Genomic DNA, 15,092 nt, shown 5'->3' with positions numbered 1-15,092 from the left:
GCCAGGTGAGAAAGTGGCACTCACAGGAGCTTCTGGTACGGGAAAAACCACAATATTCAGTCTTCTACTGAAATTCTATGACCCCTCGGCCGGCCACATCCGTGTCGGAGGGCGGGATCTTAGTGACTGGAACAGAAAAGATCTTCGCACTGTGATCACCTACGTCGAGCAGGAACCTGACTTGCTTCCGGGAACACTCAGAGAAAACCTTACTCTCGGGACAGAAAACAGTTTCGATGACAAAATTCTTTGCACATTGCTAAATCAGTTCGGACTGGGAAACTTCGCCAGTACCGAGGGCCTAGACCGATTAGTAGGATCCGGCAATAGCGGATTGTCCGGAGGTGAGCGACAGCGAGTTGCCATCATCCGTGCCATCCTTCAAAAATCGCCGGTCATCCTTGTAGACGAGCCGACATCCGCTCTCGATTCAGTATCAGCAGAGTTGTCAATGAACAAGCTCTTGGAGACTGATTCCACAGTCATCTTTACCTCCCACGATGCAAACATCGTGAATCTGGCAGAACGAATTCTAGTGGTCACCGACGGGAGAGTCTTCGAAAATACACCGAAGAGTAGGGAGTCTTCAGATGAGTAAACACGCTCTCGTCACCGGCGCAACCAAGGGCATCGGCCGAGCAGTCGTGTCCCGGCTATTGCGGGATGGATACGATGTGTCCTACACATGGTTCTCCTCCAACAAATCGGTCTCGAATATCCAAACGGAGGCATCTCGATTCAACGGGGATGCATATGCATACGAGTGCGACCTGACGCCCAGGACTCGACTTGATGTGCCTTTTTGCAAATAGTGAACGAAAAAGCCACTTTCTGAAGTGCTCCCCATTAGTTGGACTGAAAAATCAGTTTCTGACTAGTGGGGAGCACTTTTTATGAGAGCACGAAGTTCGTTGAGTGAATCTCAACGCCAGCAGCTCGTTGATTTGTTTGAACAGGGGTTGGGTTATACGGCGGCAGCAAATCGGCTTGGTGTTACTCGTAATCCAGTACGAAAGCTTGAACGTCGTTTCCAGCTGCATGGCAGACTATGTCTTGTGGAAAAACCAACTAAGAAGCAGTTTTCCTTCGAGACGAAAAAGGAAGTTGTCGATCGGTTCATTGGCGGCCAGTCCACGATGGACCTGGCTAGAGAGTTTGGTTTGTCATCGGATCAACTCGTCACTCATTGGGTAAGGACTTGGCGTGCAGGTGGTGATCAAGCGTTGCAGCCGAAACCGAAGGGACGACCGAAACGCAGCACCAGCTCGACACCGCTGACCGAGGAAGATCGGCTACGCCGCGAGGTAGAGAAACTGCAGGCAGAAAATGCGTACTTAAAAAAATTGCGGGACTTGAGGAATCAGGGACACGCTTGAAGGTCCAGGCGATTGTCATCCTCAAGTCACGGCATCGTCTGCAATACCTTTTGGATGCGGCAGGCATGCCGAGATCAACGTTCTTTTACCACCAGAAACGACTCAGCGAGCCGGATGAGCATGCTGCGCTCAAAGACGCGATCCGGGAAAGCTTTGAGCGTAACAAGCATCGCTACGGCTACCGACGAGTGCTACTTGACCTGCGCAACCAGGGGTGGGTGGTCAATCACAAGCTCGTCTACAAACTCATGTGCGAGATGGGGCTTCGAGCCAAGGTCCGCCAACGCAGACCGTATGTTTCCTATAGCGGGACGATCAGCCACATTGCCGAGAACACACTTGAGCGCAAGTTCACCCCAGATAAGCCAAATACGGTGTGGGTAAGCGATGTCACGGAGTTTCGCGTTGCTGGCACCAAAGTCTACCTATCGCCAATTATGGACTTATATGATCGTTCAATCGTGTCGTACAGCGTTTCAACCTCACCGAATACGGCGTTTACCTCGCAGTCTTTGCGTGATGCCATCGCGCAAGAATCACCAGATCACCGATTGCTTGTGCATACCGATCAGGGATTCCAGTACCAGCATTCGAGTTGGCGCACACTCATTACAGGTATTGGTGGCACACAGTCGATGTCAAGGAGGGGAAACTGTTACGACCATGCGGTGATGGAAAACTTCTTCGGGCACCTGAAAACGGAGATGTATCACGGTGAAACATTCGCCAGTCTGGCAGAGTTCTACCAGGCACTTGATGAATACATTCGTTGGTATAACCATGAACGCATCCAGAAACGGCTCAAGGGCCTGACCCCGATGCAATATCGAAATCAAACCCTTGAAGCCCTAACCGCCTAGAATTAAACCAGTCCAACTTTCGGGGGCCAGTTCAAAAATCAGAGAGCGTGCAAAGTCTATAGCAACGCAGTTAAGCCCCCGTTACAATGAGACGTAAGCCTCACAATTTCGACCACCTTTCGCATACACATGGCTTCTCATTCTTCTTCTAATCCAGCCCCCGCGACATGGATCTTATTGCTCATTGTGATGGTTCCGCAGCTCGGGCTCACATTAATTAATCCCGCAAATGCCACGATTGCTGGCGAGCTCAACACTTCCGTTTCCACTGTTGAATTGACTTTAACGGTCTATATGATCGGCTATGCGACGAGCATGTTCATCTCCGGAACTCTCGCCGACCGCTTCGATGCCAGCCGCTTACAATCTTTGGGCTTGGGCTTGTTCGCCCTCGGCAGCATCATCGCAGCTACCTCCCCAACAATCACGGTTCTGGCAATCGGGCGATTCTTCCAAGCCTTCGGTGGTACATCAGCTACAGTGCTCTGCCGAATCATCGTACAGCGTCGCTACCCTTCCGACCTGCGCCTCGGCGTTCTGACGTCTATGTCGATGATCATTTCGCTCACCCCGTCGTTTTCTCCTCTGCTCGGCGGGATACTCGCAGAAGTATTGCCATGGCGTGTAATGTTCCTCATTCTCTCGATTTTTTCGCTTGCGCTCATCCCAATGATCGAATTCTTACTGGGCAAAGCCAATCCGGAACGGCCCGGGCTGCCGTCGGCAAGCGAATTTTCTGCGGCCATTGCCCAGTCACTGCATAACGCGGACTACCGCTGGTATGCGATTGCGATATCCCTGGTGTGGATGACATATTTCGGATTCGTCAGCGCCTCCACAACAATCCTGCAGGAGTTTCTCGGTCAATCCGCAGTAACCTACGGCGTATTGATGGCCATTTCTGCCATCGGTTACTTAACAGGAAGCATCCTAGTTAAACGTGCGACTGACGTCCCCTATGCAGTCGGATTAGGAGCGGGATTAGGGACAATTGGCATCATCGCTACAGGAGTGACAACAGCTACCGGTTGGATCAACCAGCCATTAGTCGTCGCCGTCGTGATGTCCGTGGTTTTCCTCGGCGTCGGAGCGACAATCCCTTACACACAAGCAGGATTACTAGAACTAGACCTGGATTACCCGGGTGTTGCAGCCGGCCTATTCTTTTTCATCCAAATGGCCGGAGGTGCAGCATTCTCCGCATTCCTCGGAGCCGTATCTCTATCGTCGGTAGCAGCCTACATGTTGGTGTTGATGGTTCCTCAAATCATTGTCACACTCATGATTGCACGGGCCCGCCGCAAGAACAGCCTGCATTAGCCCCGAGGTGGCGGAGCCATCCCCAGCGCAACGTCCACGAAATCATCGAGTTTTTGTTGGTCTTCGCCACGCAGCAAGATCGCCAACATCCGCATTAGGCCGTGGGCTATTTCTTGCTGCTCACTTTGGGAATACTCACTCTGCCCAGCGAGCTCTGCTCCATTGACGCCCACACCCTCAACGCCTGCACCCTTGACATCCTCACCCTTGGGCGGGCAGAGCGCATCCACCCCGGCTTGGTAATTACCTTTGCGTAGTTGTTGGAACACACTAATTGCTTCCAGCCAGGCGCATTCTTTGTCGACTGCTTGCGACATCGCAGGCTCCTTCCTTGTAGGCGGGATTGGTTCACGCAAACTTTGCTAGACTTCATGCTACTGAACTTAATTGTTCATTTGGTTTATCTACTAATTGTCCGCAAGCCTACTAGGCACAAAGAAAGGATGTTGCGCATGAACAACCCAGCAACTGACAACACCCAAACAGCGGCCACCCAGGCAGCCCCAACCCAAGCAGCCCCCACCCAGGAAGCGTCGACAAGCAAGAAAAAGCAGATCACGGTGCTGGTCGGCAGCCTGCGCGGCGGATCATTCGCGCGCAAAATCGCCAAGCAAGCCATCGAATTACTGCCGGAAGATTGCACCGGCACCATCGTCGAAATTGGGCACCTGCCGTTGTACAACTTCGACTACGACGACCCAGAAGTCACCGATGTGCAGACCCCAGACTCCTACACCGAATTCCGTGAAACCATCAAAGCCTCCGACGGCATCTTGTTCGTGACCTCCGAAAACAACCGCACCATCCCCGCCTGCCTGAAAAACGCCATCGACATCGGATCCAAACCGAACTCCGACGTTGCCTGGAAAAACCTCCCGGCCGGCATCATCAGCCACTCCGTCGGTCGCATGGGCGGCTACAGCTCGCAGAAGAACCTGCGCCTAGCACTCTCCTACTTCGAAATGCCCACCCCAGGCCAGCCAGAGGTCTTCCTGGGACAATCACCGAGCTTGCTTGACGACGCCGGCACGTTCAACAACGACAAAACCCGCGACTTCGTCGCTGATTACCTGCGGCGCTTCGCCGAACTCATACGCTAGGCACGCGCCACGGCTCTAGCGCCACCGCTCTAGACTGGCAGCATGAGCCTCATGCGGGATAAGTCTTTGTGGCGCCAAGTACTGGTGCAAACACCTGTGCTGGTGCTGCTGTCACTCGCAGACATTGATTTCGACCCCGGGCTTACCTCGCAGCCTCCGGGTGCGCTTACCGCAGCTATCACCGCGGTGCTCTGGGTGGGTTTGTTGTGGCAACGACGCCGCCCGGAGCCAGCCCTGATGCTATTGGCGACGACACTGACCGTGCTGGCGGTTGCCACCAATGGGTTTTCGTTGCTGGGCTATGCGGTGGTCTGTTGGCAGGCATATTTCATCGCCGCCAACCTGCCGGTGCGCCGCAAACTCTGGGTGACGTTGCTGCTGCTCGGCGCCGTCGGCACGCTGGTGCTGTCCGCGGTGCGCAGCTATTTTTTCGCACACCAAAATCTCGGGCTGGATAACGCCCTCGGCCTACAACAATTTTTCGTTTTCTATTCCGCACTCATCTTCATCACCCTCCTTTCCATCGCGCTGTGTTGGCAATTGGGGTTGCGTAGCCGCCGTCGACGCCTGCGCTTAGAAGAACTCCACGCCCGCGCGGAACTCGCCGCAGTCACCGAGCGCACCCGCATCGCCCGCGAGATGCACGATATCGTCGCCCACTCGCTCACCGCGGTTATCGCGCAGGCCGACGGCGGGCGCTACGCCGCGCGCCATAACCCCGAGGCCGCGCTGCAGGCTTTAACCACCATTTCGCACACCGGCCGGGACGCATTGACGCAAATGCGCCAGTTGCTCAGTGTTTTGCGTGACGACGACACCCGCGAGACATCCTCGTCGCCGGGTCTGGAACGCATCGAAGAATTGTTGCACGAGGCCCGGCGCGGCGGCGTGCATATCGATTGGCACGAGACCGGCACCCGTCGGCAGTTGGACCCTGCCCGTGGATTGACGGTGTATCGCATCGTGCAGGAGGCACTGACCAACATCATGAAGCATGCCGGGCCCACCGACGCGCGCCTGGAAGTCGACTGGTCTGCGGCTTCGTCGGTGCGTGTGAGCGTCGACAATGCTCCAGGAACCGGTGTGTATGAGGCCGTGGATTCTACCGGTCGTGGTTTGCAGGGCATGCGTGAGCGCGCCCGTATCCATGGCGGCACCGCGCGCTGGGGCAACTCGCAGTATTATGAAGGCGGTTTCAACGTCACGGTGGAGATTCCAACATGAGCGGCCAAAGGATGAACATGGACACGACGCGCCCCATCACGGTCGGGCTTGCCGACGATCAGCTGCTGGTGCGCACCGGTTTTGCCATGGTGCTGGAGTCGCAGGACGACATCACGGTGGCCTGGCAAGCCGACAACGGCACGGTGGCTATTAACCAGGCAGCGAATGATCCGGTGGACGTGGTGTTGATGGATATTCAAATGCCGGACACCGATGGCATCACCGCAACCCGTGAAATTTTAAAAATTCACCCCGATACGCGCATCATCGTCTTGACGACGTTTGAAAACGACGATTATATTGTCGGCGCAATCGAAGCCGGTGCCAGCGGATACCTGCTGAAAGACAGCGAACCGGAAGATCTGCTGCAGGCAGTGCGTACCGTGGATGAATCCACAGCGATCATCTCTCCGAAAGCCACCGCCCGTCTGTTGCGCAGCATGCGCTCTGGCAACGCTGGGGGCGCGGCCAGTGTGGGCGTCGACAAGCAGCACCGCTCCAGCGACAACTCTGCAAGCGACAACGCTACAACAGAACCGCTTACCCCGCGCGAGACAGAAATCTTGCAGTTGATGGCCCGCGGGCTGTCGAACCAAGAAATTTCGCAGGAGCTGTTCGTCTCCATGCCGACGGTGAAAACGCACGTCACGCACATTTTGCGGAAAACCAACTCGCGCGACCGGGTGCAAGCGGTGCTCTATGCCGTGCATCATGGGCTGGGCTAAACCGCAACCTCATACTCCGGTATGAGGCCTGAATTTCCACCCGCAGCACTATATACACGGCTAGCGCCTGCTGCCATACTGGTGGCATGATCACAGTTAAACAACTAACCAAAAAGTATGGTGCGAAAACCGCCATCAAAGATTTGACGTTCCAGGTCCCCGACGGAGCGGTCACGGGCTTTTTGGGCCCCAACGGTTCCGGTAAGTCGACGTCTATGCGCTGCATCCTCGGGTTGGATAAGCCCAGCAGCGGGCAAGCCTTTGTGGATGGCACGGAATTTTCCCGAGTGCGCAACAAACCCGCGCAGGTCGGCGCTTTGCTGGAAGCCACCTGGTTTAACCCGGGCCGCAGCGGGCGCGCGCACCTGCGGGTGCTGGCCTACGGTGCGGGAATCTCTGCTGCCCGTGTCGACGAATGCCTGGAACTCGTGGGCCTTTCCGATGCCGCAAACAAAAAGATCGGCGGATACTCGCTGGGCATGAAACAACGCCTCGGTTTGGCCAGCGCGCTGTTGGGTGATCCAAAACACCTGATCCTCGACGAGCCAGTCAACGGCCTGGACCCAGAAGGGGTGAGCTGGATGCGGCACACCATCCGCCACCTGGCTAGTGAAGGCCGCGCGGTGTTGGTTTCCTCGCATTTGCTTTCCGAGATGGAGCAGACCGCCGACCGCCTAGTGGTGATTGGTCGCGGTGAAATGATCGGCGAATACAGCATGGAGGAATTCCTGCGCGGCGGCACCAAAGTGGTGGTGGAAGCTGGTGGCGACGACGTCGACAAGCTCACGCAGCGTTTGCAATCAGCCGGGTTGGACGTGTCGACGCGGGATGCTGGTGTGTTGGCGCTGGAGGTTCCGGAAAATACGGAGGAAATTGAAATCCGCCGGCTCGTCGGCAAGCTGTCTGCCGAACACCAAATCCCAATTATTGGTCTGCGCACCGAATCGCAGAACCTGGAGCAGCGTTTCTTGACTGCTACCGCCGATGCCCAAGAATATTCCACCCGGAAAGGCGCTTAAACCATGAATGTAGTCCGCTCAGAAATTGCAAAACTAACGAGTCTGCGCAGCACGTGGGTCTACGCGATCCTGCTGGTGGGTTCGATTGCTGGACCCGTCGTGTTGATGGGGCTGTTCGCCTCGGATTCCACGACGGATTTTTATTGGAATGACCTGCTGATTGCCGGGGACCTATTTCAGATGCTCGCGATTATCTATGCTGCGGCATCGACCTCACGCGATCTGGCGCACGGCATGCACGGGCAGGCATTTTTGACCCAACCGCAACGTTGGAACTGGTTAGCGGCAAAAATGCTGGTCACCGGGGTGTTTGTGCTGGTGTTGCTCGCGGTTTCTATCGGGATATCGCTCGTGGTCGCGCCAGTTTTTGGTTTGCACCTAGATTCCAGTGGAGCCACCAGCATCCTGTGGGCTGTGCTCATTGGTTACCCGTTGTATGCCGTGGCTGCGGTTGGTTTGGCCGCGCTGGTGCGTTCACAGATCGCGGCGGTCGGGCTACCGATCGTCTGGATGCTGATCGTCGAGCAACTGCTGGCCTCTGCCGCGATGATCTACGAATTCCTACGCCCAGTCGCCCAACTGCTGCCTAACACCACCTTTGGCTCGTTGACCACCGGCTTCGCTTTCTACGACTACATCCACACCGGCTGGGCTGGCGCCGCAGTGTTGGTTGGCTGGCTGGTCGTGCTGTGTGGCTTGGGCTTTCTCGCCAACCAGAAGCGCGATGTGAAGTAGGGGTTAGGAATTGCTTCTGGCAACAATTATTTATGGTAGCTAAACCATTGATGACGGTTGTCGTTGCCTAGCCCCAGTTGTAAACTTGTATACATGTCTGGATCGGTAATTAGTTTTCGCGTTGATGCAGAGCAGAAGCGTCGGCTAGATTCGCTGTCTGCTCGCACCGGTCGCTCGGGGGCCTTTTATATTCGTCGGGCGCTGGAAGCGCATCTTGCTGAATTGGAATACATCTATGCCTTGCAAGCTGATGCGCAAGCTGTGCGCGAAGGAAAGTTGCAAACTATTTCGTTAGATGAGCTAGAGGCAGAGTGTGGCTTGGGAGATTAATTTTGCCCCGCAGGCTGCCAAGACATTTCGAAAATTAGACAAACCGATCCAACGCCGGGTGAGCAGATATTTACGCGAGCTGGCCGCGCTTGACGATCCCCGCTCTCGCGGCAAAGCGCTAGTGGGAGATAAGTCCGGGTTATGGCGCTGGCGCGTCGGGGATTACCGGGTTATTGCAGATATTTACGACGAACAGGTAACCATCATCGTCCTCGACATGGGCCACCGCCGCAACATTTACGAGTAGTCCCGCTTTCTTCGTTTCCAGTCACTGATGACAATCTCTGGGCTACCCGCGCCGCCGGTGCACATAGAGCACGCCACCGAAAAACGCCCAGCACCAGTGCGCAATAAGTAAGAGCAGCATTGGGGTCCCGACGATCATCCACGCGTTATGGCCGCTGGCATTGGTCAGTTGATTCAAACCCGAAACCACCGTTCCAACCGGGAATACGCAGGACCACCAGGTGGGGTTATATGCCATGGAATTGCGGAATACTTGCGGCCAGTGTTTCGAAGCCGCGATGAGCAGTATCGGTACTCCGATCACCATAATCCCCACACCGGATACGTAAGCAAAATGATCCCAGGGTGCGCTGCGCCCCAGCAACTGCGCCCCGGCTGTGGTCTGGCCGATCACGCCGAGGGGAATCCAATAAATGGTGGTGAAGTTCAGCGGCATTTTTAATTTCTGTCGGGCCAGGCCGATATACACCGCTACCAGCACCGGAACCGCTGTAATCAGCGGCATCAACAGCCCCACCACGCCGATAGCATGCACAAGAAACGATAGTGTGCCGTTACCACCGGTATCGGTGAGGTGCTGGGAAAGTGTTCCCGCCGGGGCTCCGGCCACCGCAGGCGCAAGCAGCGGTAACGCCCAGGTGAAGTTGGCCGCCGAATACTGCGCGCTTGCCAAATAAACCAGGTACCGGACAGTCACCACGAAGGCGAGCACAGTGCCGATAATCCAGTAGACGGTGTGCAACCACCACCAGCCAAGAACCGCCGAGGTAGCCATCGACAGCGAAAGCACCCCCATGGCGGTCATCGCCCAGGCCGGGAGGTGTTCTGCCACAAACGGTGGGTTATGGTGGCGAACAAATCCGACAATCACCCAAGCCAGCATGACCGTCGCAACGAAATACCAGGCCACAGCCGCTGCGTGACCGATGGCGCTAGCTCCCCAGTAGGCTTCGACGCCCAGTGCGAGCGCCGCCGTACCCATCACAGACGCCGCCCACCCGGGGCCAGCGGGCGGCAGGCTCAGTGCAACGCGCTTCGGCCGTGGCGCGGGCGGTTCATGGTGCAAGTGCGGCGTTGTAGTCACCCACCCCACTCTAGACGCGATCTACATCACAGCAACGTCGGGCCTAATTTTCATCAACTATTGTTTACTCCGGTCACAGTGCTATTGTTCTATCAATCAGATGATCACGATAGGCAAAACTCAGCAATAAGGACCACCGTGGCGCGACCGAAAACCAACCAGCAAGGGCGCATGCAGTCCGGGGAGCAGCTGCGCGTTCTTGCCGACGTCGCCACGCCATTTTTTGCCGCCGAGTTTCTCATGAACCTCGCGCTGACGGTCCCGCACGCGATTTTGACGCCACTGCTGCTGGACAAGGGATTAAGCCTGTCGCAGATCCTGCTAGTCCAGGCCGGTTTTAGCGTCGCGGTATTGCTTTTCGAATTCCCCTCGGGCTCCATCGCAGACATGATCAGCCGCCGCACGCTGTATTTTATTTCCCGCCTCGTGTTCTGCATATTCTTCCTGGTAGTGATCTTCGGGCACGGCTTTCCGTTAATGTTGCTGGCCTGGGTCATTTATGGCTTGGCGACGGCCCTAGAATCCGGCACCCTGGATGCCGCGCTGATCAACAATGCGAAAAACCGGCAGGGTGTAGCAGCAGGCACGGTGGGTGCGCCGGATACGCAAAGCGCCGCGGGCCCCACTGCGCCGGATCACGTTGAATCACGCATTTCCTGGTTGGTGCGCAAAGAAGGGCAAAGCGCATACCTCGGCATGATGATCGGCAGCACCATCGGCGCGCTGCTGTATTTGTCGGTGGGCGCGAATATTTATTTCATTTCTGTTGGAGCCACGGTGATTTCCGTCGTCACGATCGCGTTGTTCTTCCGGATCCCGGAGCAGCACAAGGTGGCAACCGTCGGCGGGAATGAAACCGCAGAGAGCGTCGGCGAGAATGAAGCCGGGGCGAGCGTCGACAAGCGTGATGCCACACGGATTGGCGGTGCGCACAGGCTGTGGCAGGAGCTGAGATCACACGCGCGTGCGACCGTGGAGGAGATGCGGGATTCGGCGGCGTTGCGGCAGTTTTTGCTGCTTGCGGTGGTCGCGCAGGCGTTTTTACAGTTGCATTTTCAATTGTGGCAGGCCGTCGGCTTGGAAAAGGGCTTCGGAGAGTCGCACCTGCTGTTTTTATATTTGCTGTTTATCGGGATGGCGTTTGGGGCCTCTTTTATTCGCCCAGAGGTGCTGTTTCGGCGGCGCGCGCTCGTGGTTGCCGGCGTAGTGGCGTTCCCGGGGTTGGCATGGTTGTCGTATCTTGTCGACGGCTGGGCCTACCTGGTGTTTTACGGGGCGCTGGCGTTTTTGCTGATCGTTTTTGCCAACTATTCCGCCTTCGGGGTGCGGCGGACGTCGTCAGTAGAACGCATCGGTGCGGTGACCTCGCTGGTGGGCGTCGTCGGGCGCATCGGGGCGATCGGGGTGTTGGCTGTGGCCTCGGTGTTTGTGAATTTTTATAGCGCGGCGGCGGTGGCTTCCGGCGGGTTCGTGGTGCTGGTCGTGTTGGGGCTGGGATGGGTTGGTCTGCGACGGTGGCAAATAGGGCAAAAGTAATTAGTCCACGGGCCCCGGGCAGATCGAACTAACCGCGCCGCTGCTGAACATAACGCACACCACCGAAAAACGCCCAGCACCAGTGCGCAATGAGCAGCAACAACAGCACATTACCGATGCCAATCCACACGACTTGCCCGCTGGCGTTATTCATTTGGTTAAGGCCCGAGACCACAGTTCCCAACGGGAACACGCAAGACCACCAGGTCGGGTTATACGCCATGGAATTGCGGAATACTTGTGGCCAGTGTTTCGAGACCGCAATAATCACTACGGGAATGCCGATCACCATGGTGACCACGCCAAAACCGTAGGCAATACTGCCCCACGGTTCGCTGCGCCCCAACAACTGCGCGGCGGCCGTAGCCTGACCGACCAACCCGAGCGGGATCCAATAAATAGTGGTGAAATTCAACGGTATTTTTAGTCTCTTCCGCCCCAACCCACTATAAATCGCCACCAACAACGGCACAGCTGTCACCAACACCAGCAACAAACCGACTACGCCGATAGCATGCACAAGAAACGATAGTGTGCCGCTACCACCGGCATCGGTGATATGCCGGGCGAGCATTCCCGCCGACGCCGCGTTCACCACCGGCGCGAGCAAAGGCAATGACCACGTGAAATTCACCGAAAAATACTCAGCCCTGGGCAAATGCACTAGGTGGGACAGATAACGAATCGAAACCACAAAAGCCAGCACCGTGCCAATTGCCCAGTAGACAGTATGTAACCACCACCAGCCGAGCACCACAGACGTCGCCATCGACAACGCAAGAATCCCCATCGCCGTCATCGCCTACGCCGGGAGGTGTTCGGGCACAAACTGCGGATTGCGGTGCCGCACAAAACCCGCAATGACCCACACCAGCATGGCAGTGGCGATGAAATACCACGCCACCGCGGCGGGGTGCCCGGCACCGCTGACACCCCAGTAGATTTCTACGACCTGCGCGAGCGAGGCACTGCCCATCACCGCAGCAGCCCATGCGGGCCCGGCTGGTGGCAGGGTCATCGTTGATTTTTGCTGCGGGGCACGTGCCGTTTTCGCTTCGGGTGGTTCGTGGTGCAGGTGCGGCGATTCAGTCACCTGCTTCATTGTAGGAGCACAAAGATTGCCACCATAAGCCCGGCTAATGCTCGCCGACTACTAGCCTCAATTGAACAGCTCGAAAGTGGTGACGGCACTCAACGGGTTTTCTAGGCTACTGGTCGCAGAGAATCACAGATGAGCACCGGCTAGTTTATAAAATTTTCGGCGATGAACTTCGCATTGTGTCCTGCAGATACCACTATGGACGTTAAGACCCGCTAGAGTTTCTAGACCCCGTTTCGCCAGCGCCACCAGCGTCGTCAGTATCGCCAGCGCCACCAGCATCGTGAGCGTCATCAGCGACATCCCCGCCGTCCACCGCAACCTGCTCGGCTATCCCACGTGCAGCACGTTCAGTCGCTTCGTACGGCTCTACGTCTTCCAGGTACTCGCCGGTCTCGTAATCGTATTCAATGGCGCGCCCCTGCTCGTCGGTGCGCGTGTACCACCCAACATTCTCGGTGGCATGCGAATCCCAGTTACCACCAGCAGAATAATCGCTATCCGGTGGGCATTCCTCAATCGACAACGCAAAGTTGTCGCCGTATTTCGACACGCCTTGTTTTACCGAATTCACCACCAAGCGGTCGCCATAAATCCGGCGCACGGTAAATGGGTCATTCCGCAGCTCTTTGAACAATGCCACTGACATCAAAATCAAAATGAACGCGAACGGCAACGCCGTAACCACCACCAGGTTCTGCATACCGCGTAGCGCGTCCTGTCCGCCCGAAAGCAAAATCACTACGGCGATACCAGCCATACATAAAACCCAGAATGTCGTAATCCACGGGTTCGGGTTAGGGTTACCTTTTTGTGATAGCTGCGAGTTCACCAATGACGCCGAATCTGCCGTCGTCACGAAGAAAATAATCAACACCACGATGATGATCGGCGCAATAATGTGCGCGCCCGGCAACTGGTCTAGCACCACAAAGAAAATCTCTTCTGGGGCCGGCATCGTATCTGCCGTGCCATCAGGCGCGATCGAATGATCACGGTTTTGCAGCCAAATCGTCGTACCACCCAGCACAGCAAACGCCGTCATGATGATGGTCGACGGAATAAACAACACACCCAGCACAAACTGGCGGATGGTGCGCCCACGCGAAATCTTGGCGACGAACACCCCGACGAATGGTGCCCAGGAAATCCACCACGCCCAGTAGAACGTGGTCCACGCAGACAAGAACGCCTGCATCTCTTCGCCTTCCCCCATGTGCGCGGACATCGCATCACCGAACGATGCGAAATACTCGATCATCACCGCTGGCAATGCGTTCATCAAAAACGCGGTCGGGCCAACGACAAAGAAAAACACCGCGATGCCGATCGAGAGCACCAAGTTGATATTCGACAGCACTCGGATGCCTTTGGCCACGCCGGAGACCGCCGAGGCGATCGTCGCAATGGTCAGCACCATGATGATGATCAGTGCAACCGTATTGCCCGCCGTCGACCAGCCAGAAACCACTTCGAACCCGCTGGCGATCTGCAAAGATCCAATACCCAATGTGGCGGCGGTACCGAATAGCGTGGCAATGATCGCCAAGCCATCAATAATGCGCGCTGGCAGCGAATCCGTCGACCTATTGCCCAGCAGCGGCAGCATGATCGAGCTCATCAGCGGTACGCGGCCGCGTCGGAAAGAAACATAGGCGACGCACAGGCCGACGATTCCATAAATCGCCCAGGCACTCGCACCCCAGTGCAGCGTCGACTGCACCATCGCACCCTTGATTGCTTCTTCGCTGGCGGCCTCATACGCGCCCGGCCGCGGGGATAAATAGTGGCTGAGCGGCTCATACGGCCCGAAGAAAATAATGCCAATACCAATACCAGCCGCAAACAGCATCGCTGCCCAGGACAGCGTGGAATACTCCGGCTTCTCATCGTCCAGCCCCAGCGGGATGCGGCCGTATTTGGAAAAGGCGAGCACCAGCAGAATGAAGAACAGCACCACGGCGATCATGGTGAACACCCAGCCCAGGTTGGTCATGATCCAATCCAGCGCCGTGGATGACACGTCGAAAACTTGCTCCGGCGCCAGCACGCCCCACAGGATGAACGCCACAACCAAGCCACCCACCACGGTGAGCATGGGCTTGTCGACGCGATACCGGATCTTTTGATCCTCCACGGACACGCCCGGCACCATCGCGGGGTGAATATTGTGCGGGTACGTCACCTCCCGCAGGATGCGCTTGGCTTTCGTGCCCGCGCCTTCTGCGTCGTTTTCCGCCATCGCCGCTCTCCTTGTAGCTGTTCTTCAATTCTGGGGTGTGTTCTCTTTGTTGTTTTTGTTGTTTTTGCTGTTTTTGCCGTTCCCAGCATTTCTCAACAAATTCCGAGACAACTGCTAAGCAACTATAAGGCAGGCTGTCGCATAAATCACGTTGTATATTCAGCGCGTTCTTAGCATCCATTGTTGGCCATCCGGC

At 56.5% G+C, this 15,092-nt stretch carries 16 protein-coding genes and 2 pseudogenes; 13 read left to right on the top strand and 5 right to left on the bottom strand.

Annotation, left to right across the window (positions count from 1 at the left end; all coding sequences use genetic code 11):
* From U1140_RS09625 to U1140_RS09610, 4 genes and pseudogenes are all read left to right on the top strand, one after another.
* Window positions 1-598, top strand: a 598-nt coding sequence (locus U1140_RS09625) for an ATP-binding cassette domain-containing protein (RefSeq protein WP_369847470.1), incomplete at its 5' end; no start/stop codon positions are given.
* Complete coding sequence (locus tag U1140_RS09620) at window positions 591-812, top strand: SDR family NAD(P)-dependent oxidoreductase (protein WP_348650463.1); 222 nt, start codon at window positions 591-593, stop codon at window positions 810-812. The genes U1140_RS09625 and U1140_RS09620, both read left to right, overlap by 8 nt.
* A gap of 127 nt (window positions 813-939) precedes the next feature.
* Window positions 940-2,236: pseudogene (locus tag U1140_RS09615) on the top strand (IS3 family transposase).
* Window positions 2,237-2,365: 129 nt separating this feature from the next.
* Entirely contained in the window at window positions 2,366-3,556 is a 1,191-nt protein-coding gene (locus tag U1140_RS09610) for an MFS transporter (RefSeq protein ID WP_284585711.1), read from the top strand.
* On the opposite strand, the gene U1140_RS09605 is transcribed toward U1140_RS09610, so the two are convergent.
* Window positions 3,553-3,873, bottom strand: coding sequence for a hypothetical protein (locus U1140_RS09605; protein ID WP_284585713.1), 321 nt, complete (start codon window positions 3,871-3,873; stop codon window positions 3,553-3,555). The genes U1140_RS09610 and U1140_RS09605 overlap by 4 nt on opposite strands.
* Before the next feature lie 126 nt (window positions 3,874-3,999).
* On the opposite strand from U1140_RS09605, the gene U1140_RS09600 reads away from it, so the two are divergent.
* From U1140_RS09600 to U1140_RS09570, 7 genes are all read left to right on the top strand, one after another.
* Entirely contained in the window at window positions 4,000-4,656 is a 657-nt protein-coding gene (locus tag U1140_RS09600; protein WP_369847469.1) for an NADPH-dependent FMN reductase, read from the top strand.
* A 42-nt stretch (window positions 4,657-4,698) separates the two neighbouring features.
* A complete protein-coding gene (locus tag U1140_RS09595) occupies window positions 4,699-5,880 on the top strand; it encodes a sensor histidine kinase (protein ID WP_369847468.1) in 1,182 nt (393 codons plus the stop codon).
* A gap of 17 nt (window positions 5,881-5,897) precedes the next feature.
* The gene (locus tag U1140_RS09590) at window positions 5,898-6,605 is read left to right on the top strand and encodes a response regulator (protein WP_249620209.1); all 708 of its coding nucleotides are present in this window, start codon (window positions 5,898-5,900) and stop codon (window positions 6,603-6,605) included.
* A gap of 86 nt (window positions 6,606-6,691) precedes the next feature.
* On the top strand, window positions 6,692-7,624 hold the full coding sequence (locus U1140_RS09585; RefSeq protein ID WP_147579085.1) for an ABC transporter ATP-binding protein: 933 nt from the start codon (window positions 6,692-6,694) through the stop codon (window positions 7,622-7,624).
* A gap of 3 nt (window positions 7,625-7,627) precedes the next feature.
* Window positions 7,628-8,359: an ABC transporter permease gene (locus tag U1140_RS09580; protein WP_018120154.1), complete on the top strand. Its 732-nt coding sequence runs from the start codon at window positions 7,628-7,630 to the stop codon at window positions 8,357-8,359.
* Between the two features lie 93 nt (window positions 8,360-8,452).
* Window positions 8,453-8,689 (top strand): type II toxin-antitoxin system RelB family antitoxin, encoded by a 237-nt coding sequence (gene relB / locus U1140_RS09575; protein WP_018120155.1) that lies wholly within the window; start codon window positions 8,453-8,455, stop codon window positions 8,687-8,689.
* Window positions 8,690-8,735: 46 nt separating this feature from the next.
* On the top strand, window positions 8,736-8,936 hold the full coding sequence (locus U1140_RS09570) for a type II toxin-antitoxin system RelE family toxin (RefSeq protein ID WP_236658192.1): 201 nt from the start codon (window positions 8,736-8,738) through the stop codon (window positions 8,934-8,936).
* A 42-nt stretch (window positions 8,937-8,978) separates the two neighbouring features.
* Here U1140_RS09570 and U1140_RS09565 read toward each other — a convergent pair whose 3' ends face one another.
* On the bottom strand, window positions 8,979-10,019 hold the full coding sequence (locus U1140_RS09565; RefSeq protein WP_369847465.1) for an SLAC1 family transporter: 1,041 nt from the start codon (window positions 10,017-10,019) through the stop codon (window positions 8,979-8,981).
* A 138-nt stretch (window positions 10,020-10,157) separates the two neighbouring features.
* Between U1140_RS09565 and U1140_RS09560 the strand changes: the two genes are divergently transcribed.
* Window positions 10,158-11,555: an MFS transporter gene (locus tag U1140_RS09560; RefSeq protein WP_369847464.1), complete on the top strand. Its 1,398-nt coding sequence runs from the start codon at window positions 10,158-10,160 to the stop codon at window positions 11,553-11,555.
* A 28-nt stretch (window positions 11,556-11,583) separates the two neighbouring features.
* On the opposite strand, the gene U1140_RS09555 is transcribed toward U1140_RS09560, so the two are convergent.
* Together U1140_RS09555 and U1140_RS09550 are read right to left on the bottom strand one after the other, a co-directional pair.
* Complete coding sequence (locus tag U1140_RS09555) at window positions 11,584-12,345, bottom strand: SLAC1 family transporter (RefSeq protein WP_369847462.1); 762 nt, start codon at window positions 12,343-12,345, stop codon at window positions 11,584-11,586.
* 12 nt (window positions 12,346-12,357) lie between these two features.
* Complete coding sequence (locus tag U1140_RS09550; protein WP_369847461.1) at window positions 12,358-12,648, bottom strand: hypothetical protein; 291 nt, start codon at window positions 12,646-12,648, stop codon at window positions 12,358-12,360.
* A 104-nt stretch (window positions 12,649-12,752) separates the two neighbouring features.
* On the opposite strand from U1140_RS09550, the pseudogene U1140_RS09545 reads away from it, so the two are divergent.
* Window positions 12,753-12,863 (top strand): annotated as a pseudogene (locus U1140_RS09545) (type II toxin-antitoxin system YoeB family toxin); the annotation flags it as partial.
* Here U1140_RS09545 and U1140_RS09540 read toward each other — a convergent pair.
* Complete coding sequence (locus U1140_RS09540; RefSeq protein ID WP_369847460.1) at window positions 12,860-14,896, bottom strand: BCCT family transporter; 2,037 nt, start codon at window positions 14,894-14,896, stop codon at window positions 12,860-12,862. The pseudogene U1140_RS09545 and the gene U1140_RS09540 sit on opposite strands and share 4 nt — an antisense overlap.
* Window positions 14,897-15,092 lie beyond the last annotated feature (196 nt).

The organism is Corynebacterium drakensteinense, assembly GCF_041224285.1.
GTDB lineage: Bacteria > Actinomycetota > Actinomycetes > Mycobacteriales > Mycobacteriaceae > Corynebacterium.
Note: the sequence above shows the minus strand (reverse complement) of the source record. Positions and strands in the feature narration are given on the sequence as shown.